Origin of the sequence: Labedella endophytica, assembly GCF_003990045.1 — a bacterium.
Lineage (GTDB): Bacteria > Actinomycetota > Actinomycetes > Actinomycetales > Microbacteriaceae > Labedella > Labedella endophytica.
Genome location: NZ_RZGZ01000003.1, coordinates 200229 through 223914 on the forward strand (window position 1 = coordinate 200229; position 23686 = coordinate 223914).

Here is a 23686-nt window from a genome sequence, read left to right on the forward strand (position 1 = left end):
GTCCGAACGGCGAGCACCCGAGCGGAGTTCGACCCGGTCAGAGTTCGGTGAGGAACCGCTCGGCGTCGACCACACGGCGCGATCCGCGGCGTCTGCCCTCGGGCACGCCGCCGACGTAGAGCCAGCCCATGAGCTCCTCGTTCTTCTCGAGGCCATGGGCCTTACGCATGGCCTTGTGGCGCGTGTACCAGCCGGTGCGCCAGAAGACGCCCCAGCCGGCTGCATCGAGTAGCAGGCTCATCGTGTGGGCGACACCGGACGCGACCGCCTCCTGTTCCCACCGCGGTACCTTGTGCGACTTCTTCGCGCTGACCACCACGGCGAGGACGAGGGGAGCCTTGAGGGGCTTGTCGGACGGCTTGCGGTCTTTCGAGGCCTTCGCGATCGCCTTACCGAGACGCCGACGTGCGTCGCCGCGGAGGGCGACGATGCGCCACGGGCGCAGCGAACTGTGGTCCGCGACACGGCCGGCGGCGGCGACGATGCGCGCGAGCTCGTCATGGGTCGGCGCCTCCGAGGTGACGCTCGACCACGACCGTCGCGAGGCGACCGCGTCGAGGACGGTCTCGAAGGTCACGGCCCGCTCTGCTCGAGCGGCACCGTCGGTCGACGTCACTCGGCGGCCGGCGTGAAGCCGAGCGCGAGCGAGTTCATGCAGTACCGGTCGCCCGTCGGAGTCCCGAAGCCGTCGTCGAACACGTGTCCCAGGTGCGAGTCGCACGTCGCGCAACGGACCTCCGTGCGGACCATGCCGAGGGAGGAATCCTCGATGAGCGTCACGGCCTCGGGGTCGACCGACTCGTAGAAGCTCGGCCATCCGCAACCGGAATCGAACTTCGTGCCGCTCTTGAAGAGCTCGGCGCCGCAGGCCGCACACGTATAGAGGCCGGCGCGCGCCTCGTCGAGGAGCTCACCCGTCCACGGGCGTTCGGTGGCGGACTCGCGGAGTACCGCGTACTGCTCGGGGCTCAACTCTTCGCGCCACTCGGAATCGCTCTTCTTCACTTCGTGCGACATGCGTGTCCTTCCATCGGTGTCCTCCTCCATTCAACCGCACGCGTCCCGGGTTGTTCCCCTCTGTGCGTTGTGAGGCGCAGTCCACGACGGGCCGCACCACGAAACGTGCGCGACACGTTGCGTGATTAGGATGTGCGCGAGAGGAGGGGCGACATGGCAGCGAGTGAGACCACCGGAGGGACGGACGGCTCCCGCGATGCACGCCCCCTCGATGCCCGCGAACGGGCGATCCTCGACTTCGAGCGCCAGTGGTGGAAACACGCCGGTGCGAAGGAGGACGCGATCCGCTCAGAATTCTCCCTGTCGGCCGCCCGGTATTATCAGGTGCTCGGTGCCCTCCTCGATCGTCGCGAGGCGCTCGTCTACGACCCGATGCTGGTCAAGAGACTGCAGCGCATGCGGGATGCTCGATCGGCGGCCCGAGCCGCACGCTCCACCCCCCAGTCGTCGAGCTGACGCTTCGACGACGAAGAACCGGAAGACGCCACCACCGCAATGACCCGCAGCCATCCCCGCGACCGTTTCGATGCGAAGAGTCCGACGGAGCCGGTGCGCGTCGGTGCCCATCGAGCCCCCGAGCGACGAGGACGAGGCTGGATCGCGTTCGCCTGGGCTGCGGCGGCGACCGTCGTGCTCGTCATCGTCGGCATCGTGGGACTCCAGCTCATCACGGACCGGCTCGACCTCGACGCCGTCTTCCCGCAGCAGGAGGAGTCGCAGGCCGCGTCGCCCTCCGCGACGGCGGAGCCCTCGCCCGCCGTCGTCGACCCCGCGGCGCTCGTGACCGTGCTCAACGGCACGGAGACGGCCGGCCTCGCCGCCGATGCCGTCGAGCAGCTGGCCGCCGACGGCTGGTCGCAGAACATCGCGGTGAGCAATGCCGACCAGACGGACGTGGCGACGACGATCGTCTACTACCAGGACGCGTCCCAGGAGGGTGCAGCCCGGGGTCTCGCCGAGTCGCTCGGCGTCGGCGCCATCACCCTGTCCGACGATTTCGCGATCGACGCCGCTGAGGGTGAGGAGCCGATCCTGCAGCTCGTCGTCGTGCTCGGCGACGACTACGTCCCGCCCGCCGGCTGAGTCGAGCGGCCCTCGTCCGGCCGCTGTGTTTCCCGCGTGTTTCCGGGGTGAGGAGCCTCTGTAACCATTTCCCCTCGGCCATGTCCGCGGCCCCCTGGCGTGGCTACGATCTGGAAGTGGTCGCGCATGCTGCGCTCGCGGATGCGGCGGGCCCGGTAGCGGCAAGAGCCGAGCACCGAGAGACACAGCAACATGGGAGTAGGCATGGCGAACGGAACCGTGAAGTGGTTCAACGCTGAGAAGGGCTACGGCTTCATCACCGTTGACGACGGAGGGCAGGACGTGTTCGTCCACTACTCCGCGATCGACATGAGCGGCTACAAGGCCCTCGAGGAGGGCCAGCAGGTCGTCTTCGAGGTCGGGACGGGCTCGAAAGGTCCTCAGGCCGAGTCGGTCCGCCTGGCGTAGACACCGGAGGATCAGCGATACGACGAACGCCGTCGACCTCGGTCGGCGGCGTTCGTCGTATCGTGCCGTCAGCGCCCGATCCTCCCCCCGGGACGCGGCTTGCACTCGACGAAGGAGAGTGCCAGAATCGGTGTTAGCACTCCCGCTAGCGGAGTGCTAAAAAACGTTCTCAACGTCCGGGAGGGACGAAAAACCACATGGCAAAGATCATTGCTTTCGACGAAGAGGCCCGCCGCGGTCTCGAGCGCGGCCTCAACCAGCTCGCCGACGCCGTCAAGGTCACCCTCGGCCCGCGCGGCCGCAACGTTGTCCTCGAGAAGAAGTGGGGAGCCCCCACGATCACGAACGACGGTGTGTCCATCGCCAAGGAGATCGAGCTCGACGACCCGTTCGAGAAGATCGGTGCGGAGCTCGTCAAGGAGGTCGCCAAGAAGACCGACGACGTCGCCGGTGACGGCACGACCACGTCCGTCGTCCTCGCTCAGGCTCTCGTCCGCGAAGGCCTGCGCAACGTCGCAGCCGGCGCCGACCCGATCAGCCTGAAGAAGGGCATCGAGAAGGCCGTCGCCGCCGTCAGCGCCGAGCTCCTCTCGTCCGCCAAGGAGATCGAGACCCGCGAGGAGATCGCGGCCACCGCCGCCATCTCGGCCGCCGACACGCAGATCGGTGAGATCATCGCCGACGCGATCGACAAGGTCGGCAAGGAGGGTGTCGTCACCGTCGAGGAGTCGAACACCTTCGGCACCGAGCTCGAGCTGACCGAGGGCATGCGCTTCGACAAGGGCTACCTGTCGGCGTACTTCGTCACGGACACTGACCGCCAGGAGACGGTGTTCGAGGACGCGTACATCCTCATCGTCAACTCGAAGATCTCGAACATCAAGGACATCCAGGCGATCGCCGGGCTCGTCATCGATTCGGGCAAGCCGCTCCTCATCATCGCCGAGGACGTCGACGGCGAGGCTCTCGCGACCCTCGTCCTCAACAAGATCCGTGGCATCTTCAAGTCGGTCGCCGTCAAGGCCCCCGGCTTCGGAGACCGTCGCAAGGCGCAGCTGCAGGACATCGCGATCCTCTCCGGCGGACAGGTCATCTCGGAAGAGGTCGGCCTCAAGCTCGAGAACGTCACGCTCGACCTGCTCGGCCGTGCACGCAAGGTCGTCATCACCAAGGACGAGACGACCATCGTCGACGGTGCGGGCACCAAGGAGCAGATCGACGGCCGCGTGGCCCAGATCCGCAAGGAGATCGAGAACACCGACAGCGACTACGACCGCGAGAAGCTCCAGGAGCGCCTCGCGAAGCTCGCCGGTGGCGTCGCCGTCATCAAGGCCGGAGCCGCGACGGAGGTCGAACTCAAGGAGCGCAAGCACCGCATCGAGGACGCCGTCCGCAACGCGAAGGCAGCCGTCGAAGAGGGCATCGTCGCCGGTGGTGGCGTCGCGCTCATCCAGGCGGGCAAGACCGCGTTCGAGAGCCTCCACCTCACGGGTGACGAGGCGACCGGTGCGAACATCGTCAAGGTCGCCATCGAGGCGCCGCTCAAGCAGATCGCGCTCAACGCTGGTCTCGAGCCGGGTGTCGTCGCCGCCAAGGTGCGCGAGCTCCCCGTCGGACACGGCCTCAACGCCGCGACCGGTGAGTACGTCGACATGCTCGCCACGGGCATCAACGACCCGGTGAAGGTCACGCGCTCCGCGCTGGTCAACGCCGCGTCGATCGCCGGCCTCTTCCTCACGACCGAGGCCGTCGTCGCCGACAAGCCGGAGAAGTCCGCTCCGATGCCGGCCGACCCCACGGGTGGCATGGACTTCTAGTCCGACCCGTAGCACCGCGACGGCGGGGCGTCTCCTTCGGGAGGCGCCCCGCCGTTTCGCGTGCGGCAGGCGGCGGTGCCGCCGCCAGCCCGGTGCCTCAGCGGAAGAGGGCCGCGTTCTGCTGCTCCACGTCCACGTAGCTCTGCACCGTGCGGTCGAGCGCGGTGTTGATGCTCGTGAGCGACTCCTCCACCCGCTGCTGGGTGGAGCGCCATTCGGCCACGACCCCCTGGAACGCGGCCGATGCCGAGCCGGTCCACGACCCCTGCAGCTCGGTCAACTGCGCGTGGAGGGCGGCGCACTCCGTCCGCACGCGGTCGACCGTCGATCGCATCGTACTCGCGGCACCGGCCGCCGCCTCGCTGTCGACCTGGAATCTCGTCATGTCCACTCCGTCCGTCACTGCACGCCGTGTGCGTGCTCCAGAACGGTAGGTCGGATGCGATCGCGCGGCGACGGCGGAGCGGCAGGATGTGCGGAACTCCGGGTGAGCCGTCCTTGTGGACGACGTGCGGACGGCGCCGCGGAGACGTGCTCAGGCGCCGGAGACCGGCTCGGCGCCATCGGCCGTCGAGGGCGCCTGGTCGTCCGCCGGGGCCGCGAGGGGGAGCTCGACGCGGAAGGTCGCGCCTCCGCCAGGGGTCTCCACGACGGTGACGGTGCCCTGGTGTGCAGCGACGATGGAGGAGACGATCGAGAGTCCGAGTCCGCTGCCACCGGTCTCCCGCGTGCGCGAGCTGTCGGCCCGCCAGAAGCGCTGGAAGATCTTGTCGCGGATCTGGGGAGGGATCCCCTCACCGTGGTCGATCACCGAGATGGTCGCGCGACCGGTCAGCGCATCGGCCGAGACTCCGACCTCGAGCGGAGAGTCGGACGGCGTGAATCGCAGAGCGTTGCCCATGAGGTTCGCAATGACCTGACGCAGCTTGTTCTCCTCGGCGAAGACCACCGCGGGCACGGACAGCTCGGGCGAGACGGTGTGCGCGATCGGATCGAAGGTGAGCGTCGGCTGCTCCTCGTCTCCGTTCTTCCGCGGCCGACGGGAGCGGAGTCGCGCGAGCGTACCGGCGGCGAGGGCCATCGGTCCGGTCGCCGTCGATGTTCCGGTCCGTGACCGCACGATCGCCGGAAGCGGTGGTGCCTGCACCGGGACGTCCTCGGGACGCGTCAGAGGGGAGACGCGGGGTGGCGGAGTGTCCACGACGACCCGCACGTCTCGAGCGGGGGAGGCGGCGCGGGCGTCCATGACGGCGTCGCGCGCGATCGGGCTGAGATCGACACGCTCGAGCCGCATCGGCTTGGTCTCGTCGAGGCGCGCGAGCTCGAGCAGGTCCTCGACGAGTCCACCCATGCGGATCGCCTCCTTCTCGATGCGCTCCATCGCCTGGGCGACGTCATCGGAGGTCTGGAGGGCTCCCATCCGATAGAGCTCCGCGTAGCCTCGCACGGTCACGAGCGGAGTGCGCAGCTCGTGGCTCGCATCGCCGACGAACCGTCGCATCTGCTCGTTGGCGCGCGCGCGGTCGCGGAAGGCGCGGTCGATGCGCGCGAGCATGGTGTTGAGTGACCGGTTGAGCCGGCCGACCTCGGTGTTGGGGGTCGCGCCCGACAATCGTTGGCTGAAGTCGCCGTCCGCGATGCGGGCGGCGGTGTGCTCCACCTCGCGCAGGGGGAGGAACGTGTTGGTCACGAGGATGCGGGTGAGGAGCGCGCCGAGGACGATGACGCCGAGACCGAGGCCGAAGAAGATCGTGAGGTAGGTCGCGACGATCGTGTCCGTGTTGCGCATCGACGCCGCGACGTAGACGAGGTAGCAGGAGTCGCACCCCGCGGTCGAGACGGACACGAACCGGCCCCGGAATTCGGTTCCCCCGGTCTCGCTGTGCGTGATGAAGGGGTTCGGATTGCCGACCTCCGCGAGGTATTTGGAGAAGTCGATGTTCTCGCTCACTCGGGGGGCGAGCGCATCGTCCGACGACCACGACTGATCGACGAGGGCACCGTCCTGGCCGTAGAGCGCCATGAAGAGCTCGTTCTGCGACTGCATGGCGAAGGCACTCGCATCGCCCTCGAGGTAGGCACGCACCTTGCTCTCGGACATCGCGCTCACCTGAGTGTCGACCTGGTAGACGAGAGCCTGTTTCAGGATCGCCATCGTGCCCGTGCCCGCGATGAGCAGGCCGAACGTGAGGACCAGGACCGTCACACCCGTGATCTTCGTGCGCAGGGAGATCCCGTTCCACCATTCACCGGTGCGCTCGACGAACGCCCGCCATGATTCCCGCTTCGGGGTCGACTCCTCCACGGGAACGCCGGTGGTCAGGGCTTCGCCGCGGCGGTCTTCAGCATGTATCCGAAGCCGCGCTTGGTCTGGATGAGCGGCTCGTCGGAGAACTGGTCGAGCTTGCGGCGGAGGTACGAGATGTAGCTCTCGACGATGCCCGCGTCGCCGTTGAAGTCGTACTCCCAGACGTGATCGAGGATCTGAGCCTTGCTGAGGACGCGGTTCGGGTTGAGCATGAGGTAGCGCAGGAGCTTGAACTCGGTGGGGCTGAGTTCCACCGGGGTGGAGCCGACGAGAACCTCGTGGGTGTCCTGGTCCATCGTGAGCTCCCCCGCGCGGATCACGGCGTCCTCGTCCGCTTGCATCGTGCGGCGGAGGATCGCCTTGATGCGAGCGACGATCTCGTCGAGGCTGAAGGGCTTCGTGACATAGTCGTCGCCACCGACGGTGAGGCCGGTGATCTTGTCCTCGGTGTCGTCCTTCGCCGTGAGGAAGAGGATCGGGGCCGTGTAGCCGGCCGAACGCAGTCGCTTCGTGACCCCGAAGCCGTTCATGTCGGGGAGCATGACGTCGAGGATGATGAGGTCCGGCTCCTCCTCGAGGACGGCGGAGATGGTCTGGGCGCCGTTTCCGACGGCCCGGACGGCGAAGCCGGCGAAGCGCAGGCTCGTGGTGAGGAGGTCGCGGATGTTGGGCTCGTCGTCGACGATCAGGATGCGGGGGCCGGTCATGGAACCTAGTATCTGCGTGTTCCCTGAAGCATTCCTGAATGCCACTCGCGGCTCACAGCCGGTCGTGCGACGCGTCGGTCAGAATGGCCACATGACCACCTCCCTTCCGCCACTCGTCTCACTCACGGAGGGGTTGGAGATCCGCAGCCCTCGACGCCGCATCGGTGCCCGTTCCTTCGACTTCGCGCGGGAGGTGGCGGTCATGGCGGTCGTGAACCGCACGCCCGATTCCTTCTACGACCAGGGCAGGACGTTCGGTCTCGACGCTGCCGTCGCGGCCTGCGAACGCGCCGTCTCGGAGGGGGCCGACTGGGTCGACATCGGCGGAGTGCCCTTCGCGCCAGGGGCGGCGCTGACCGCCGAGCAGGAGCTCGAACGCGTGCTCCCCGTCGTCGAGGCCGTGAGGAGACGATCCGAGGTCGTCATCTCGGTCGACACGTTCCTCCCTGCGGTCGCGCGAGCGTGCATCGACGCGGGTGCCGATGTGATCAACGACACGACGGGACTGCACCACCCCGACCTCGTCCCGGTGGTGGCGGACAGCGATGCGACCCTCGTCCTGACGCACAGCCTCGCCGCACCGCGCACCGTCTACCCGCGACCCGAATACGCGGACGTCGTGCGGGACGTGGCCGGCTTCCTCGAGGAACGGGTGTCGCGGGCGCTCGACGGTGGCATCCCCGAGGAGCGGCTCGTGATCGACCCGGGCCACGACCTCAACAAGAACACGCTGCACAGCCTCGAGCTGACGCGGCGCCTCGGGGAGATCGTCGGCATCGGGCTGCCGACCCTCGTCGCGGTGTCCAACAAGGACTTCGTAGGGGAGAGCATCGGTGCGCCGAAGCCCGAGCGTCTCGAGGGGTCACTCGCGGCCATGGTGCTGTGCATCGCGCAGGGCGCCCGGATCGTCCGCATGCACAACGTCAAGGAGTCGGTGGCGGCGGTGCGGATGGCCGAGACGATCCTCGGGCTGCGAGAACCCGAGGAGCTCCGACACAACATGGGTGAGATCAATGACTGACGCGCCGCTCGATCGGGTCTGGGCGCGCGCGGGTGGCGCGGGCAGCGACACGGGGGACCTCGACGTCCTCGCCTGGTACGAGGAATCAGTGCCGACGGACGGGTCCTCCTGGGTGCGCATGAACTTCGTGGCGAGCGTCGACGGCGCCGTCACGGTCGACGGCCTGAGCGGCGGACTCGGTTCGGATGCCGACCATCGCGTCTTCGATCTCCTCCGTGTGCCGTGCGACGTCGTGGTGGTCGCGGCCGGGACCGTCCGCGCCGAGGGATACGGGGCGTTGAGGGTCGACGACCACCACTCCGCCCTCCGGGAGGGCGCGGGGTTCGCCGCCCAGCCGCGCTTCGGGATCGTCTCGAGGTCGCTCGATCTGGATCCCGACCACCGCATCTTCACGGAGGCGCCCGTGCGTCCCGTCGTGATCACGACCCGCTCCGCCGACCGCGATCGCGTCGCGGCGCTCTCACGCGTCGCGGACGTCTACGCGTGTGGAGACGAGGCCGTCGACGGGACGGAAGTCCGGGAGGTCCTCGCTCTCGAGGGCATGCCACGGATCCACTCGGAGGGTGGACCCGCGCTCTTCGGTGCGTTCATCGCCGACGGTGCCGTCGATGACCTGTGCCTGACGGTGAGCCCATTGCTCGCGGGAGGCGACGCCGGCCGGATCGCGCACGGCCGCGTGCCGGAGAGTCCGGTGGGTCTGTCGCTCGCCCACATCGTGCGCGCCGACGACACCCTCCTCCTCCGCTACACCCGCTGACCCCCCTGGAAATCCCGCGGGTGCTCGAAAAAACGGGTCGACAGCGGAATTTCCGGGGGGAGAGTCAAGCGGCGGCGAGGGAGTCCGCGTCCAGGATCGTGTAGCTGTAGCCCTGCTCGGCGAGGAAGCGCTGGCGGTTCTGGGCGAAGTCCTGGTCGACGGTGTCGCGGGCCACGAGCGTGTAGAAGTTCGCGGGCAGACCGGACTCCTTCGGTCGGAGGAGCCGGCCGAGGCGCTGAGCCTCCTCCTGACGCGACCCGAACGACCCGGACACCTGGATGGCCACGGTCGCTTCGGGGAGGTCTACCGAGAAGTTGGCCACCTTGGAGACCACGAGCACCTTCTCCTCGCCCACGCGGAACGCCTGGTACAGCCGCTCGCGCTCGTCGATGGGCGTCGAACCCGTGATGCTCGGTGCGCCGAGGGACTGGGCGATCTCGTCGATCTGGTCGAGGTACTGGCCGATCACGAGGATGCGCTCGCCGGCGTGCCGTTCGATGAGCTGCCGGACGACGCCGAGCTTGACGGGGGCCGTGGCGGCGAGGCGGTAGCGCTCGTCGTCGGCCGAGGCTGCATAGGTCATGCGCTCGCCGGAGGGCAGGTCGACCCGCACCTCGTAGCAGGTGGCCGGCGAGATGTAGCCCTGCGCCTCGATCTCCTTCCACGGGGCGTCGAACCGCTTCGGGCCGATGAGGCTGAAGACGTCGCCCTCCCGGCCGTCCTCGCGCACCAGGGTGGCGGTGAGTCCCAGGCGCCGACGCGCCTGCAGCTCCGCGGTGAGCTTGAAGACGGGGGCGGGCAGCAGATGCACCTCGTCGTAGATGACGAGGCCCCAGTCGAGGGCGTCGAGGAGCGCCAGGTGCGCGTACTCGCCCTTCCGCTTGGCCGTGAGGATCTGGTACGTCGCGATCGTGACGGGCTTGACCTCCTTCGACTCGCCGGAGTACTCGCCGATCTCCTCGGCGGTGAGGCTCGTGCGCCGCAAGAGCTCGTCGCGCCATTGGCGGGCAGACACGGTATTGGTGACGAGGATCAGCGTCGTCGTCGCGGCCGTGGCCATTGCGCCGGCGCCGACGATGGTCTTGCCCGCGCCGCAGGGGAGCACGACGACCCCGGAGCCGCCGTCGAAGAAGCTCGACACCGCCTTGGACTGGTAGTCGCGCATGCCCCAGCCGTCCTCGGCGAGGTCGATGGGGTGGGGCGTGCCCGGCGTGTAACCCGCGAGGTCCTCGGCCGGCCAGCCGAGCTTCACGAGCTCCTGCTTGAGCTGACCCCGGGCCCACGCCTCGACGAGGAACGTGTCCGGCGTGGGGTGGCCGATCAGCAGGGGAGCGATGCGCTTGGCCCGCGATACCTCGGCGAGCACCGCCTCGTCGGTCGACCGGAGGACGAGTCGCTTCTCGTCGTCGCGTTCGATGACGAGCCGGCCGTACCGCGACACCGTGTCCTGTATGTCGATGACGACGCTCTGCGGCAGGGGGAACTTTGAGAAACGCTCGAGGGTCGCGATCATGCCGTCGGCCTCGTGGCCCGCCGCGCGCGCGTTCCAGAGCCCGAGACGGGTGATCCGGTACGTGTGCACGTGCTCGGGCGCGCGCTCGAGCTCGGCGAAGATCGCGAGTTCGTGGCGCACATCCTCAGCGAGTGGGTGCGCCACTTCGAGCAGCACCGTGCGGTCGCTTTGGACGATGAGAGGTCCGTCTGACATAAGGGTCAATTCTATTCGGGCCGGGAGCCGTCGGGTGCACGGGGTGCCTGAGCGGTCGGGGGTTGCGCGCGTCCGAGAGCACGGTCGCTCGCGTGGGTCGCGGCAGAGCGGAGGTCGGCGCGGGACCAGGCTCAGGCGGGTCGGACTGAGGCGATGCTCCGCACGGGCACGGTGCGTTCGACGTCGGCGTTCGCGTCGCGGCCGCGGAGACGGCCACCGGACAGGCCGGTCGCCTCGATGGTGAACTCGCGCTCGAGGCCGTCGGGGAAGTTCACGACGATCGTGATGGTGCTCCGCCGCTTCACGGCCTCGTCCAGTTGGCGGGCGAGCCACGCGGCATCCGTCGCCTCTCCGTCCTCGCCCGTGGATTCCACGAGACGACGGACGAGGGCGTCGGAGTTCGACCGAGCGGGTTCCGTGCCGCCCGCGAGGTGTTCGCGGGCGAGTTGGACGATCGTCCCCTCCGCCGTCTCCGCGGCGACCGGATAGCGAGCGCCCTGCAGCGCCCAGAAGACGACATCGGGCGCGAACCGGCTCTCGAGGCCGCCCCGCCCGTCCGATCGCGTCGAGGGGGAGAGGGCCAGAGGCGCGAGCGACTGGTCGACGCGGATCGCGTCGAGGTAGTCCTGGTCCGTCGATCGGATGGTCGATGACGACGCGGCGTTCGAACCGTCGTGCCGCGAGAACGGTCCCACCCGGATCAGCCCGTGACGTGCGGCGGCCTCGGAGACCACGTACTCGACGGGCTGGGGGAGGCCCGTGAGGGAGATGCCACGGAGGAAGTCGAGGATCGCCTCGCGGTTCGTGCCGTGCGAGAGCGCACGGCCGACGCTCGCCGGCGACACCCGGTAGGTCGAGGCGTGGGACCGCGACTCCAGGTCCGCGAGGCCGCGCAGCGTGCGATCGAGCTCGGGGAGGAGAGGCCCCGGCGCGATGATCGTGAGGTCGTTCTGGATGTAGACCTTGTCGACCTCCTCGGGCAGGGACGGTGCGAGGGTCTCTGACGCAGCGTCGACACCATCGGTGAGGAGGGCGACGGCCGACGGACTCCACGCGCCGTCGACCGTGAGGCCGAGGATGTCGGAGCGCGCGGCGAGCTGATCGATGCGTCCTGTGAGCCAGTCGCCGCCCGCGGGGAACCACCATCGGGCGAAGGCCTCGAGCCGGTCGCCGAGATGACCGTGGCGGGTCGAACTCATGATGGACAGGATCTCGGGCGAGATCCCCGATCGCCAGGAATCCGCGAGGACGCGCCAGCGGTCAGCGATCCGCAGCCCCAGCCAGTCGAGTCCCACCGTGGTGACGAGCCAGGATCGGTCCTCGAGCGAGACCAGGCGCGCGGCGGAGGCGAGCTCCATGAGCGGTCCGACGGCCTCGACGTCCGTCCCGATGATCGTCGAGAGGTTCCGGGCGTCGGGGAGCGAGAGCCCGCCTCGTCCGAGTTCGCGGGCCGGGTGGCGGAGGAGGGCGTCGAGCAGGTCACCTGTGCGCGCCGATGCGAGGAAGGCGCGTTCGGCGGAGATCGCGGCGACGGCCGTCGGATCGTCCGCCGCGGCGAGCGTGCGTGGGCGGTCCTCCCGGAGGAGGGAGGCGAGGGCGAGGGGCGGAACGACGGCCGCGAGTGCCGCGCCCACCGCTGCGATCGGCACGTCGAGGTCCTCGTCGAGCAGGAGTGCCGACGCGATGGCCGTGGACCGGGCTTCGGTGAGCACCTCCTCGTCCCATCCGGCGGTGTCGCCACCGTGCCGGGAGACGAGGGCGACGAGCTCCTCGAGGGCGAAGGGACGGTTCAGCTCGGCTGCCGCCGCCAGGACGATGAGGACGCGGCGATCGAGTCGCCGGACGACGGCCTCGAGCCGCGCTCGGTCGAGGAGGTACTCGGCGAGGTCGAAGAGGTCGTCGACGGCGGCGTCGTCGGGGACCTGGCGGAGCGTGACGAGGGCGCGCAGGCGGTCCTCGTCCCACGTCCGGAGCGCGCCCGCGAGCGCGAGAGTGTCGGTCACTCTGGCCTGCTCAGCGGGTCGGCCATGGTCAGACCCCGTCGTCGCGTCGGGCTGCGCGCGCTCGCCGCACGGTGGCGATGATGAGCAGCGCGAAGAGGAGGAGGAAGGAGATCGGCAGCCCGAAGTACGGGGTCATGGCGACGACGGGCCACAGGCTGCCGCCGAAGTCGACGGCGCCGGCCCACGTGGCGATGAGGACCGTGAAGAGGGCCACGATCGAGATGGCGAAGACGCCGATCAGCATGAACGCGAGAATGCGCTCGATGCGAGTAGGGGCGGACGTCGACGGTGTGCTCACCTCCTCAGGATAGGCCCAGACGGGTCGGGGGGCGGCGGCTCGCGGCCGGACCGGCTCGGATCGGACGTGCGGGATCGGCGGCGTACGGCCCGCACCGGCCGGGATCGGTCGCGACGGAGAGGAGCCAAGCGCCCCGCCGACTAAACTCAGGAGGGCGGCGCGAATGTCGCCCCCGTCTCGGACCTGTCCGAGACGATCACCCCCTGACGCCGGCACGATCGGCGTTCGAAACACAGCGAGGTCACCATGCCCACCGGCAAGGTCAAGTTCTACGACGAGGACAAGGGTTTCGGCTTCATCGCCGGAGACGACGGTCAGGAAGTGTTCCTGCATGCGTCCGCTCTGCCCGCGGACGTCACGAGCGTGAAGACGGGCTCGCGACTCGAATACGGCATCGCCGACGGCAAGCGCGGGGCCCAGGCCCTCTCCGTCCGTCTGCTCGAGGCGCCGCCCAGCCTCGTCAAGATGAAGCGCAAGTCCGCCGATGACATGGCGATCATCGTCGAGGATCTGGTGAAGCTCCTCGACGGACTCGGCACGGGCCTCCGCAAGGGGCGTTACCCCGAGGGTGCGCAGGGACGGAAGGTCGCGGCGGTTCTCCGTCGCGTCGCCGACGAGCTCGATGCCTGAGCGCGACGAGTCGACGGACACCGGGGACCTGGCGGTGCCCCTGATCGATGATGCGCACGTCGAGGAGGCAGCGGAGACCCGCGAAGCGCCGGAGACCGACGAGGTGCATGAGGTCCACGAGGAGCCGCTCGCGAGCGACTCCTCGGCTGGCGGAGCGCCTGCGGACGAGTCCTCGGACGAGGCGACGACCGAGATCGTGTTCGAGGCGGACGAGGTCCTCGTCGCGTCACGCTCACTCGCGCGCTCCGCGCTCCTCGAGGTCACGCCCGAACGCACCATCGGTGCCGACGCCGGTCACACGGTGGAAGCCGAGCACGTCCTGACGCTCCGCTTCTCGAGCCGGGTCGACGGCTACGTCGGATGGTTCTGGGTGGTCACGATCGCGCGGGTCGAGGACGAGGCGCCGACGGTGCTCGAGATCTCGATGATGCCCGGAGAGGGTTCGCTCACGGCGCCCGACTGGGTGCCGTGGTCCGACCGGCTCGCGGACCACCGCGCGTCGGAGGAGGCTGCCGATGCCACGTCCGCCGACGCCGACGACGATGCGGACGACGATATCGACGAGGCGGACCTCGACGAGGACGACGACGATCTCGACATCGACGCTGTCGTCGCCGACTCCGACGACGATGACGACGCCGATGACGATGACGACGACGATGAATCCGACGATGACGACGACGATGAATCCGACGACTCCGACGACGACGATGACGACTCCGAGTCCGACGACGACGAGTCCGACGACGAGGATGACGCAGACGACCGCTGACGGTTCGTCGGGAACAGCGAAGGGGCCGGTCGCGATGCGACCGGCCCCTTCGTCATCGTGCAGAGGCGCACGTCACATGGCGTCGACGACGAATTCGATGGACGAGACGAGCTTCTCGACGTCCGCCGGATCGATCGCAACGAAGGTCGCGACGCGCAGCTGGTTGCGGCCGAGCTTGCGGTAGGGCTCCGTGTCGACGATCCCGTTGGCCCGCAGGGTCTTGGCGACCGCCGACGCGTCGACCGCGTCGTCGAAGTCGATCGTGACGACGACGTTCGATCGCGCGTCGACGTCCGACACGAACGGGGTCGTGTACGAGGTGCGCTCGGCCCAGTCGTAGAGTGTCGCGGCCGAGGTCGCGGTGCGCTCGCTCGCCCACGGGAGACCGCCGTTGCCGTTCATCCACTCGAGCTGAGCGCGCAGCATCACGAGGGTGGCGAGCGCCGGGGTGTTGAGGGTCTGTTCCAGACGCGAGTTGGCCACGGCGTTCGCGAGCGACAGCGTCTCGGGGATGTACCGGTCGCTCGCGGAGATGCGCTCGATGCGCTCGATCGCGGCGGGGGAGACGGCGGCGAACCACAGGCCGCCGTCGGAGGCGAAGTTCTTCTGGGGCGCGAAGTAATAGACGTCGGTCTCGGCGAGGTCGACGGGGAGCCCGCCGGCCGCGCTGGTCGCGTCGACGACGGTGAGCGCTCCGGAGTCGCCGTGGACGCGGCGGACGGGGGCCATCACACCGGTCGACGTCTCGTTGTGCGGCCACGCATAGACGTCGACGCCCTCGACGGCCTCCGGGGCGACGATCCCGCCACCCGGTGCCTTCCGCACGTCCGGTGCGTCGAGCCAGGGAGCTGCGGCGGCGGTCGCGAACTTCTGACCGAACTCGCCGAACGCGAGGTTCTGGCTGCGGCGGGAGATGAGCGAGAACGCGGCGGCGTCCCAGAACGACGTGGAGCCTCCGTTGGCGAGCAGGATCTCGTAGCCGTCCGGCAGTGCGAACAGCTCCGCGAGGCCGCGCCGCACGTCGGCGACGAGCGACTTCACGGGCGCCTGCCGGTGGGACGTACCGAGGAGGGACGTCCCCGCCTCCTGGAGGGCCGCGACCTGTTCGGGGCGGACCTTCGACGGTCCGCAACCGAATCGTCCGTCGGCGGGCAGGAGGTCACGGGGGATGACGAGCTCAGGCATGCCTCGATTGTAGAGGCGCACGGCTCCGTCCGCCCGACGAGGCCCTGCGCCGGGGAGGTCTCGGAAAACACTAGGCTGGGGTCGACGTGCGTGACCTGCGGAGGGGATGTCGATGACCGACCTTATTGACACGACGGAGATGTATCTCCGAACGATCCTCGACCTCGAGGAGGAGAACATCGTGCCCCTGCGCGCTCGGATCTCCGAGCGGCTCGGCCACTCCGGCCCGACCGTGTCCCAGACTGTCGGACGCATGGAGCGTGACGGTCTCGTCGTCGTCTCCGGCGATCGTCACCTCGAGCTCACGGATCTCGGTCGTCGACGCGCTGTCCACGTCATGCGCAAGCATCGCCTCGCGGAGCGACTCCTGAGCGACGTCATCGGACTCGAGTGGGAGTTCGTGCACGAGGAGGCCTGCCGCTGGGAGCACGTCATGAGCGAGCAGGTGGAGCGCAAGCTCCTCGAGGTGCTCGGTCACCCTACCGAGTCGCCCTACGGCAATCCCATCCCCGGGCTCGAGGAACTGGGAGGCACGGCAGCCGCTGCGTTCACGACGGGCGTCGTGAACATCGTCGACGCCGTCCGTGGTTCGGACGTGCCCGTGGTCGCCACGGTCCGCCGTCTCGCCGAGCCCGTCCAGTTCGAACCCGAGCTGCTCCTGCAGCTCAAGCAGGCGGGAGTCACGCCCGGTTCCTCCGCGACCTTCTCCGCCTCGGGGTCCTACATCCTCGTCCGCGTGGACGGCCACGGAGACGGACTCGAGCTGCCGACCGAGGTCGCCGGCCACATCTACGTCTCCGTCGCGTAGGTCCGGCACCTGTCGATCGACATCGATCACGCCGAGGCGTTCGTGCGGTCCGCGGCTTAAACGCCGGGTCACGTCGGGTTTCGTCGTTATCGGGTCGTTATCTTTCCCCCGATGGCGGTCGAAGGACGTGCTTTTCGGCGGATTCTCGCGTATTCTCGGGGAAGTCCAAAGGTCGATACACCGACCGACGGACCCCCCGCGAGTCGTCCCGAGACTCGTCACATCGCGGGGAGAAGCCAACTTCCTGGTTGTGACGAGAGCTGCCCGCAAGGGTTCGGGACGCCGGAGGTCACCTATTGGTTCTGTCATCCGCCTCGACTCCTGAGGGTTCCGTGCCCGAGCGATCCACTGATTCGACTCCCGCCGAGCTGACCACGTCAGAACTCCCCTCGCGGCGGTCGCTGCGTCGAGACGCCTCCACGGCGGCCACCGCTCGCGCCGAACAGCGCGCATCCGCTCCGCGTTCCGCCGCGTCGATCCCGACGTCGAACGCACGCTCCTCGGACGACGCCTTCCGGCAGCCCGCTCGTACCGCTCCGGCATCGGCGGCCAAGCGCCCGGCGCCGCGCAAGTCGTTCCGCTCCACGGCCATCGTGGCCCTCGTCGTTCCCGGTCTCTTCGCCACCGTCGCGCTCCCGGCCTACGCGGTCGCGCCCGACGTCTCGGTCACCGAGACGGCACACTCCGTCGCAGAGGGTTCGGCCCAGACCCTCGTCGTCTCCTCCGCCTCCGGTGCCCTGACGGTGAACCGTGACATGTACGCGGCGACCACCCCCGAGGAGATCGCCGCGGCGAAGAAGGCCAAGGAAGAGGCCGAGGCGGCCGCCGCAGCGAAGAAGGCCGCCGAGGCCGCTCTCGCGAGTGGCGACTCGAGCAGCTCCAGCGGAGGCGGCTCCGCCATCTTCGGCGCGATCGCCGGCTCGGGTGCCGTCCGGTACCCGCTCGCCGTCACGGCGACCATCGGCGACGGCTTCGGCTCGCGCGGCGGAGCCCACAACGGCGTCGACATGCTCTGCGCCGGGGGTACCGCGATCGGCGCCGCCGCCGACGGCGTCGTGCGCGTCTCCTCCGAGGGCTACTTCGGCTACGGGGTCGCCGTGATCATCGACCATGTCATCAATGGACAGACGGTCTCCACGCTCTACGCGCACATGACCTACGGCACGCGCGCCGTGCAGGTGGGTCAGACGGTCACGGCCGGCCAGATCATCGGCCAGGTCGGCAGCACCGGCCGCTCGACGGCCAACCACCTCCACTTCGAGGTCAAGATCAACGGATCCCTCGTCGACCCGATGGCCTGGCTTCGCGCCAACGGCGTGGCCTGACGCGTTCGTAGCGTCCTCGGGAGGTGACTCCCGACTCTGAATCACCTGGCAGTCGTTATGCGTTCGTGACCTGAGGCTCTGGACAATTGGCCATTCGTCTGATCGTGGCCTAGTGTGGTCGAGGTCCGCCCCCAGATCCTCTCAGGGCTGACACGTTCCCGGGTGCCCGCGCCTCGCCCCGGTGATCGATCCCGGAACCACCGAGCGAGGCGGCGGACGACTCCGGTCGCGTCGAGCGGGCACAGGAGATTCATTTCGTGACTTCCGCTGACATCCGCCGCTCCGCCACCCCCGCCGACGTGTCCATCCACACCTCTCGTGCCGCCCGCCGGGAAGCGGAACGACGGTTCGTCGCCGCGAGCCGCGCCCGCAAGGCGCGGGCCCGCGTCATCGGCACCGCGATCGTCGTCGGTCTCTTCAGCACCACGGCGCTCCCCGCCTTCGCGACGGAGCCAGGCCCCGAGCCCACTCCCGCCTCGCAGACGGCCGCGATCGAGACGCAGTCCCTCACGGTGAACGGTGACATCGCTCTCGCGGGAGCCTCCGCCGGCGCCTACTCGGCGACGACCCCGGAGGAGTTGGCTGCCGCCGAAGCGGCAGCGGAAGCAGAGGCGGCAGCGCGTGCCGCGGCCGCCGCCAACGCGTCGGCGACGTCCGCGGGGACGACCTCCGCCCCGCCGTCAACCGGATCCGTGCCCACCACGTCGTTCAGCCTCGATGCGGTGTTTCAGACCGCGCTGCAGTATCGGGGAACCCCGTACGTGTTCGGGGGGTCGACACCCTCGGGCTTCGACTGCTCCGGTTTCGTCATGTATGTGTACGCGCAGTTCGGCATCGACCTCGCCCACTCCGTGAGCGCGCAGGCCGCCGCCGGGACCCGCATCCCTTTGTCCGAGGCGCAGCCGGGTGACCTCGTCATCATGAACGGCCACGACGGCTTCTATGCGGGCAACGGGATGATCCTCGACGCCCCGCGCCCCGGCAAGGTCGTGCAGATGCGTTCCATCTGGACGAGCGATTACTACATCGTGCGGATCAACGGCTGACCCGTTCCCCTGGCTGCGGGAGCCCCGTGTGAACTCCGCGTGACGACATGAGGACGATCGATTGGTCTGGGACGATTTCCGACGAAATCGGGTTACTCTGATGCTCTGACACTTCTCGAGGAGAAGGGGAGCCGAATGGACAGGGTTACGGGTATCCACCCCATGGATGCGCGCGGCCTGTACGTCCTGAAGCATTTCAGCCAACTGTGCCTCGGTCTCGGACCGAGTGGAGAAAGGCGCCGTCCATTGGACGGTGCCTTTTTTGTTGCCTGAAGACCCCTGGATCCTCGTCTCGTGTCGGTGCAGTTCGAATTACCGGAAACCCAAGCGGCCGTTCGAGAGGAACAACCGATGCGCACACTCGTGCTGAACGCAGGATACGAACCCCTTGCCGTGGTGTCGTTCAAGCGGGCCCTCATGCTCGTGATGAATGACAAGGCCACCGTCGTCGAGGTCGACACGGGCCACCCGGTGTGGGCGGCATCGGGCTCGTGGGATCGCCCGAGCGTGATCGTGCTGACGCGCTACGTGCGCGTCCCGCACTCCCGACGCGTGCCCGTCACGCGGCGGGGCGTGCTCCGTCGCGACGGGCAGCACTGCGGGTATTGCGGTAAGACGGCCACGACGATCGACCACATCCTGCCTCGCTCTCGCGGCGGCGAGGACTCCTGGGAGAACCTCGTGGCGTGCTGCCTCAAGTGCAACAACCTGAAGAGCGACCGCACACCCGCCGAGATGGGCTGGCAGCTCCGCGTCACGCCCAAGACGCCGCACGGCCCCACATGGGCGGTGCGCGGCGTCGAGCGGACGACCCCGGTGTGGGACCAGTACCTCGACATCGTCACCGCGGCCTGAGGCACACCTCGCTTCCGCGCGCTCCTCACGCTCCTCATCGCCGAGCGCTGCACCGCGCCGCTTCCAGGTGGACGCAGACTGTCGCCTTCCGGGTTGACGCAAACTGCCACCTTCCGGGTTGACGCAAACTGCCACCTTCCGGGTTGACGCAAACTGTCGCCTTCCAGGTTGACGCAACCTGTCGCCTTCCGGGTGGACGCAACCTGTCGCCTTCCGGGAAACTGGGCGACCATTCGTGTCGACCCTGCGGAAAGGGAGCAGCGGGGTGGACGCGTTTTGTCGCCCGGGAGGCGGTCGCGCGACGATTCGCGTCCATCCGAGTGCGGTGGGCCGGTGGATTGGGGTGGGTCGGGTGTTGGTCGCGGATGGATCGCGGATGGATCGCAGGCGGGTCGGTTGTGGGGCGCGGTCGGGTCGAAACGGCAGCGGGGGGTGGACGCGTTTTGTCCTCCAGAAGGCGGTCGCATGACCATTCACGTCCACTCGACGGAAGAGGACCAGCGGGGTGGACGCGTTGTGTTGCCCAGAAGGCGGTTGCGTGACCTTTTGCGTCCACCCGAAGGTGAGGCGGGCGGGCTGGGGGAGACAGCCGGGTGGACGGGGGAACGCCCCGCTCGCGAGTGCGGGCGGGGCGTTCCGGTGTGGATGGGTGCGTTGTGACCGAGGTGCGGGTCAGTCGGCGGTGTGGCGGCGGCGGGTGCGCGCGATCACGACGGACGCTGCTCCGAGGAGCAGGGCGATCGCGGCGCCGATGAGCCACGGGGCGGCGTCGGAACCGGTGACGGCGAGGTCGTCGTCACCGCCGGTGCCCGGAGCGTCGGCGTCGGGATCGGAGGGATCCGTCGGCGCGGTGGGCGGGTCGCTCGGGTCGCTCGGATCCGTCGGGTCGGTCGGTCCCGGGGTCGGTTCCGCGGGTGCCGCGGCGATCGCGAAGTCGAGACCGATCGCGTCGGACGCCCGGGCACCGAGGGCCTGGACGACCGATCCCGCGTAGTCACCCGCTGCGAGGGCCTCGTCGAAGGACACCGTCCAGGTGCCGTCCTCGTCGACCGTCGTGGTGCCGGCGAGCTCGCCCGCTGCGAGCGCCGCAGCGGCGTCGACGGGAGCGTCACCGACGGTGACCTCGGCGCCGGGGAAGCCGGTTCCCGAGAGTTCCGTCAGCTCCGTGTCCCACGGCAGGGTGCCCGTGGGGGCAGCGACCGTGAGCGTGCTGAGGTCGGCGCGCTGGGTGAGCCACTCGGTCTGGTCGGTCGCGTGGTCGATCACGCGCGTCTCGCCGATGCAGCCGTTCCACCCGTTGCGAGCGGCCTCGTCCACGAAGTCGGCGCCGAAGAGCCATGTCGTGTCCTCGTTGATGCTCTGCCCGAGGGTGTCGGTCGCGTTGCGGAGCACGGGGGCACCGTCGACGTACATCGTGGTGGTCGAGGTGTCCGGGTCGTTGACGATGGCGACGTGCGCCCAGCTGTCGACCATGATCTCGCCGGACCAGGCGGTGCGGTCGCCCTTCGTCGTCTCCGTGGGGACCTCGGTGTACTGGAACTCGCGGAGGTTCGAGATACCGAGGGCGGCGGGGGACGCCGTTCGGTCCCACTGCGACCACGGCATGCCGGGTAGCTTCTCGCGGTTGCCCGAGCGGACGATGGCCTTGGACCACCCGTTCTTCTCGGCCGTCCAGCTCTCGTCGAGCTTGATGAACGTCTCGAGCGTGTAGCCGTCCTCGAAGGTCTCGTCGTTGGCGGGGGCGTCCTCGGCGGTCTCGAGGTAGCTGAAGCGACCGGCCGCCTGGTCGGTGTTCGCGAAGCACATCGCGGCGCCGTCGGAGGAGAAGTCGTGCACGTCGTCCTTCACGATCGTGACGTCGCCGACCTCGGCCGTGGCGGAACCGGACTCTTCGATGGAGGCGCGGGTGAGGTCGTTGCCGTTCGCGACGTCGGGCACGACGCCGCCCTCGGGCAGCACGCCCTCGTCGAGCGAGCCCATGCGCCAGTGCGCGACGGTGCCGTCGGCCTCGAGGTAGTCGAGTGAGTTGCCCGGGATCTCGGTGGAGATGGGGTCGGGACCCTCGAAGCCGTCGAGCAGGATGTCGCGGGCGACCTCGGTGAGCTTCGGCTGCGTCGGTTCCCCGGCGGTGAAGTCGGGGTCGAAGGCGGCGAAGCGCTCCGCGAAGTCGATGTCGATCGTGAACTGCTGACCGGCGGACTCGACGAAGGGCTGGTCGTAGCTCGTGAGGCTCTCCTGCGGCTTCGAGACGACCCACGGCGACGCCGTCTGCACGTTGATCGCGTTGTTCGTGAGGTCGAACTCCATGAGCCCGAGGTAGCCGTTCCCGCCCTCATAGGCCATCTGGTAGTCCATGAGCACCTGCGTGACGGCGTGGCCGGCGTCGTTGATCTTCGTCTGCTTCGTGGCGCCGTGGAAGTGACCGTTGAGCGTGAGGAAGATCTGGTCGCTCGGGGCGATGAGCTCGTCCCACAGCTTGTCGCCGTACTCGGTGTCGCGCGGCGTCTCCTGGTCGGCCTCGATGTTGAGGAGCGAGTGCGTGGTGAGGATGACGGGCACGTCGGGGTGCGCGGCCATCGCGTCGCGCGCCCACTGGAATGTCTGGTCGGACGCGCGCCAGGTCATGGCGAGCACCATGAACTCCTGGCCCTCGGCCTCGAACACGTGGTACTGGCTGAGCCCGGTGGGGTCGCTGCCCTCGTAGGTGGAGACGCCCGCAGCGCGGTCGGGGCCGAACCAGTCGAGGAACGGCTCGTTCGCGAGGTCGTAGTCGACGTCGCTCAGCTGGTCGTTGGAGTTCCGAACGTCGTGGTTGCCGGGCAGGATCGAGTAGGGGAGTGGGGCGTCGTCGAGGGTCTGCATGGCGACGTCGGCCGCCTCCCACTCGCGGGTGGTTCCCACGCGGTCGACGACATCGCCGAGGTGCGCGACGAACGGGATGTTGAGGGCGTCGGCGTTCTCCGCGAGGAACTCGGTCTGCACGCGGAACGGGTCGGTGCCATAGCGGGGGAGGAACTGGTCGGCGGAATACCGCGAGTAGAACTGCGTGTCGGGCAGCACGGCGAACGTGAAGCGCGACGCGAGGTCCTCGGGCGCGGCGACGGCGGGGGTGCCGGGGGCCGTGGCGAGGAGGCTCAGCGCGACGGCGCTCGCGGCCGCCGCAGCGGTCGCACGAGCGACGGTTCGGCGTCGCCCGGATCCGCCGGCGGGGGCGGAGGGGGAGGAATGCACAGGGGTGTCCTTCGGAAGGTCGTACGGAGGGGGAGTCGTTTCCACTGGAAACGTCTCAACGCTTCCGGTTCCCTATGAACCCTGTATGGCCCGCCGCGCCCCGTGGCGTGTCCCGCCGGTGAACGCCCGGTACGTGGAGGAATTCCGCCGCTGTGCGGGCCCCCACCCCGTCGCACCCGCCGGGACTTCCACCCGTCAGGTGGGGCCTTTGAGCGTCTTCGCGCCGCTACACCGGCGCGAAGACGCTCAAAAGCCTCAGGTGGCGGAGCCGAGGGCGCGACGAGAGCTCGGGCGGGGCCGTCGGATAGACTGTCGTGCGCTGGCCTCTGTAGCTCAATGGAAGAGCACCTCCGTCCTAAGGAGTTGGTTGGGGGTTCGAGTCCCTCCAGGGGCACTCTGTGATCGTCTCGAGAACCGAGGCCGACTGGACGCCCTCCCTCCGCCGCTCTCAGTAGCCGCGAGCCCAGCACGACACGTAGATCACGAGCTGCCCGTCCTTCGACGTCATCGAGCCGCGACAGATGGTCCGCGGATCGATGATCGTTCCTGGCGAGCACGTCTCCGTCGCCAGTCCCATTCGAGCCGCCAAATCGTCGGGCGACTCTCCGTCGGACGGCACGATCGTCGCTTCCTGCCAGCATCCCCCGGATGCACAGATCTTCTCAGTCCGAATTGACTCGGCTCCCGTTGGAATCGCCGAGAGGCTG

At 68.9% G+C, this 23686-nt stretch carries 22 protein-coding genes and 1 tRNA gene; 13 read left to right on the forward strand and 10 right to left on the reverse strand.

Annotation, left to right across the window (positions count from 1 at the left end):
- Positions 1–37: 37 nt before the first annotated feature.
- Entirely contained in the window at positions 38–577 is a 540-nt protein-coding gene (locus ELQ94_RS11950) for a nitroreductase family protein (RefSeq protein WP_127050588.1), read from the reverse strand.
- 35 nt (positions 578–612) lie between these two features.
- Entirely contained in the window at positions 613–1017 is a 405-nt protein-coding gene (gene msrB, locus ELQ94_RS11955) for a peptide-methionine (R)-S-oxide reductase MsrB (protein ID WP_127050589.1), read from the reverse strand.
- A 153-nt stretch (positions 1018–1170) separates the two neighbouring features.
- Between msrB and ELQ94_RS11960 the strand changes: the two genes are divergently transcribed.
- From ELQ94_RS11960 to groL, 4 genes are all read left to right on the forward strand, one after another.
- Positions 1171–1473 carry a DUF3263 domain-containing protein gene (locus ELQ94_RS11960; RefSeq protein ID WP_127050590.1) on the forward strand — a complete coding sequence of 101 codons (303 nt, stop codon included), beginning with the start codon at positions 1171–1173 and terminating at the stop codon, positions 1471–1473.
- 39 nt (positions 1474–1512) lie between these two features.
- Positions 1513–2100, forward strand: a complete 588-nt coding sequence (locus ELQ94_RS11965; protein WP_127050591.1) for a LytR C-terminal domain-containing protein — start codon at positions 1513–1515, stop codon at positions 2098–2100.
- A 204-nt stretch (positions 2101–2304) separates the two neighbouring features.
- Positions 2305–2508 (forward strand): cold-shock protein, encoded by a 204-nt coding sequence (locus ELQ94_RS11970; RefSeq protein WP_127050592.1) that lies wholly within the window; start codon positions 2305–2307, stop codon positions 2506–2508.
- Positions 2509–2705: 197 nt separating this feature from the next.
- Positions 2706–4325 (forward strand): chaperonin GroEL, encoded by a 1620-nt coding sequence (gene groL / locus ELQ94_RS11975; protein ID WP_127050593.1) that lies wholly within the window; start codon positions 2706–2708, stop codon positions 4323–4325.
- A gap of 97 nt (positions 4326–4422) precedes the next feature.
- Here the strand turns inward: groL and ELQ94_RS11980 are convergent, their stop codons facing one another.
- The 3 genes from ELQ94_RS11980 to ELQ94_RS11990 all read right to left on the reverse strand — a co-directional run bounded on the left by ELQ94_RS11980 (position 4423) and on the right by ELQ94_RS11990 (position 7340).
- A complete protein-coding gene (locus tag ELQ94_RS11980; RefSeq protein WP_127050594.1) occupies positions 4423–4710 on the reverse strand; it encodes a WXG100 family type VII secretion target in 288 nt (95 codons plus the stop codon).
- Between the two features lie 150 nt (positions 4711–4860).
- On the reverse strand, positions 4861–6630 hold the full coding sequence (locus tag ELQ94_RS11985; RefSeq protein WP_127050595.1) for a sensor histidine kinase: 1770 nt from the start codon (positions 6628–6630) through the stop codon (positions 4861–4863).
- Between the two features lie 14 nt (positions 6631–6644).
- Complete coding sequence (locus ELQ94_RS11990; RefSeq protein WP_127050596.1) at positions 6645–7340, reverse strand: response regulator transcription factor; 696 nt, start codon at positions 7338–7340, stop codon at positions 6645–6647.
- A 91-nt stretch (positions 7341–7431) separates the two neighbouring features.
- Between ELQ94_RS11990 and folP the strand changes: the two genes are divergently transcribed.
- Together folP and ELQ94_RS12000 are read left to right on the forward strand one after the other, a co-directional pair.
- Positions 7432–8361, forward strand: coding sequence for a dihydropteroate synthase (gene folP, locus ELQ94_RS11995; protein WP_127050597.1), 930 nt, complete (start codon positions 7432–7434; stop codon positions 8359–8361).
- On the forward strand, positions 8354–9118 hold the full coding sequence (locus tag ELQ94_RS12000) for a pyrimidine reductase family protein (RefSeq protein ID WP_127050598.1): 765 nt from the start codon (positions 8354–8356) through the stop codon (positions 9116–9118). The genes folP and ELQ94_RS12000 overlap by 8 nt, the downstream gene beginning before the upstream one ends.
- Before the next feature lie 64 nt (positions 9119–9182).
- On the opposite strand, the gene ELQ94_RS12005 is transcribed toward ELQ94_RS12000, so the two are convergent.
- From ELQ94_RS12005 to ELQ94_RS12015, 3 genes are all read right to left on the reverse strand, one after another.
- Positions 9183–10826 carry a DNA repair helicase XPB gene (locus tag ELQ94_RS12005; protein ID WP_127050599.1) on the reverse strand — a complete coding sequence of 548 codons (1644 nt, stop codon included), beginning with the start codon at positions 10824–10826 and terminating at the stop codon, positions 9183–9185.
- A 131-nt stretch (positions 10827–10957) separates the two neighbouring features.
- A complete protein-coding gene (locus ELQ94_RS12010; protein WP_127050600.1) occupies positions 10958–12829 on the reverse strand; it encodes a helicase-associated domain-containing protein in 1872 nt (623 codons plus the stop codon).
- A 28-nt stretch (positions 12830–12857) separates the two neighbouring features.
- On the reverse strand, positions 12858–13127 hold the full coding sequence (locus ELQ94_RS12015) for a multidrug ABC transporter ATPase (protein ID WP_243696997.1): 270 nt from the start codon (positions 13125–13127) through the stop codon (positions 12858–12860).
- A gap of 246 nt (positions 13128–13373) precedes the next feature.
- On the opposite strand from ELQ94_RS12015, the gene ELQ94_RS12020 reads away from it, so the two are divergent.
- Both ELQ94_RS12020 and ELQ94_RS12025 read left to right on the forward strand, forming a co-directional pair.
- Complete coding sequence (locus ELQ94_RS12020) at positions 13374–13757, forward strand: cold-shock protein (protein ID WP_106564800.1); 384 nt, start codon at positions 13374–13376, stop codon at positions 13755–13757.
- Positions 13750–14529: a DUF3027 domain-containing protein gene (locus tag ELQ94_RS12025; protein ID WP_127050601.1), complete on the forward strand. Its 780-nt coding sequence runs from the start codon at positions 13750–13752 to the stop codon at positions 14527–14529. The genes ELQ94_RS12020 and ELQ94_RS12025 overlap by 8 nt, the downstream gene beginning before the upstream one ends.
- A gap of 72 nt (positions 14530–14601) precedes the next feature.
- Here ELQ94_RS12025 and serC read toward each other — a convergent pair whose 3' ends face one another.
- Positions 14602–15714, reverse strand: a complete 1113-nt coding sequence (gene serC / locus ELQ94_RS12030) for a phosphoserine transaminase (protein ID WP_127050602.1) — start codon at positions 15712–15714, stop codon at positions 14602–14604.
- Positions 15715–15826: 112 nt separating this feature from the next.
- Between serC and ELQ94_RS12035 the strand changes: the two genes are divergently transcribed.
- From ELQ94_RS12035 to ELQ94_RS12050, 4 genes are all read left to right on the forward strand, one after another.
- Complete coding sequence (locus ELQ94_RS12035) at positions 15827–16522, forward strand: iron-dependent transcriptional repressor DtxR (protein ID WP_127050603.1); 696 nt, start codon at positions 15827–15829, stop codon at positions 16520–16522.
- Between the two features lie 332 nt (positions 16523–16854).
- Positions 16855–17847, forward strand: coding sequence for a peptidoglycan DD-metalloendopeptidase family protein (locus ELQ94_RS12040; RefSeq protein WP_243696998.1), 993 nt, complete (start codon positions 16855–16857; stop codon positions 17845–17847).
- A 257-nt stretch (positions 17848–18104) separates the two neighbouring features.
- Positions 18105–18893, forward strand: coding sequence for a C40 family peptidase (locus ELQ94_RS17700; RefSeq protein ID WP_208007670.1), 789 nt, complete (start codon positions 18105–18107; stop codon positions 18891–18893).
- A 351-nt stretch (positions 18894–19244) separates the two neighbouring features.
- Positions 19245–19748 carry an HNH endonuclease gene (locus ELQ94_RS12050; protein WP_127050605.1) on the forward strand — a complete coding sequence of 168 codons (504 nt, stop codon included), beginning with the start codon at positions 19245–19247 and terminating at the stop codon, positions 19746–19748.
- Positions 19749–20420: 672 nt separating this feature from the next.
- Here the strand turns inward: ELQ94_RS12050 and ELQ94_RS12055 are convergent.
- Entirely contained in the window at positions 20421–22979 is a 2559-nt protein-coding gene (locus tag ELQ94_RS12055; protein WP_127050606.1) for a LamG-like jellyroll fold domain-containing protein, read from the reverse strand.
- Positions 22980–23301: 322 nt separating this feature from the next.
- Here ELQ94_RS12055 and ELQ94_RS12060 point away from each other — a divergent pair.
- Positions 23302–23373, forward strand: a tRNA-Arg gene (locus ELQ94_RS12060).
- The last annotated feature ends 313 nt before the right edge of the window (positions 23374–23686 follow it).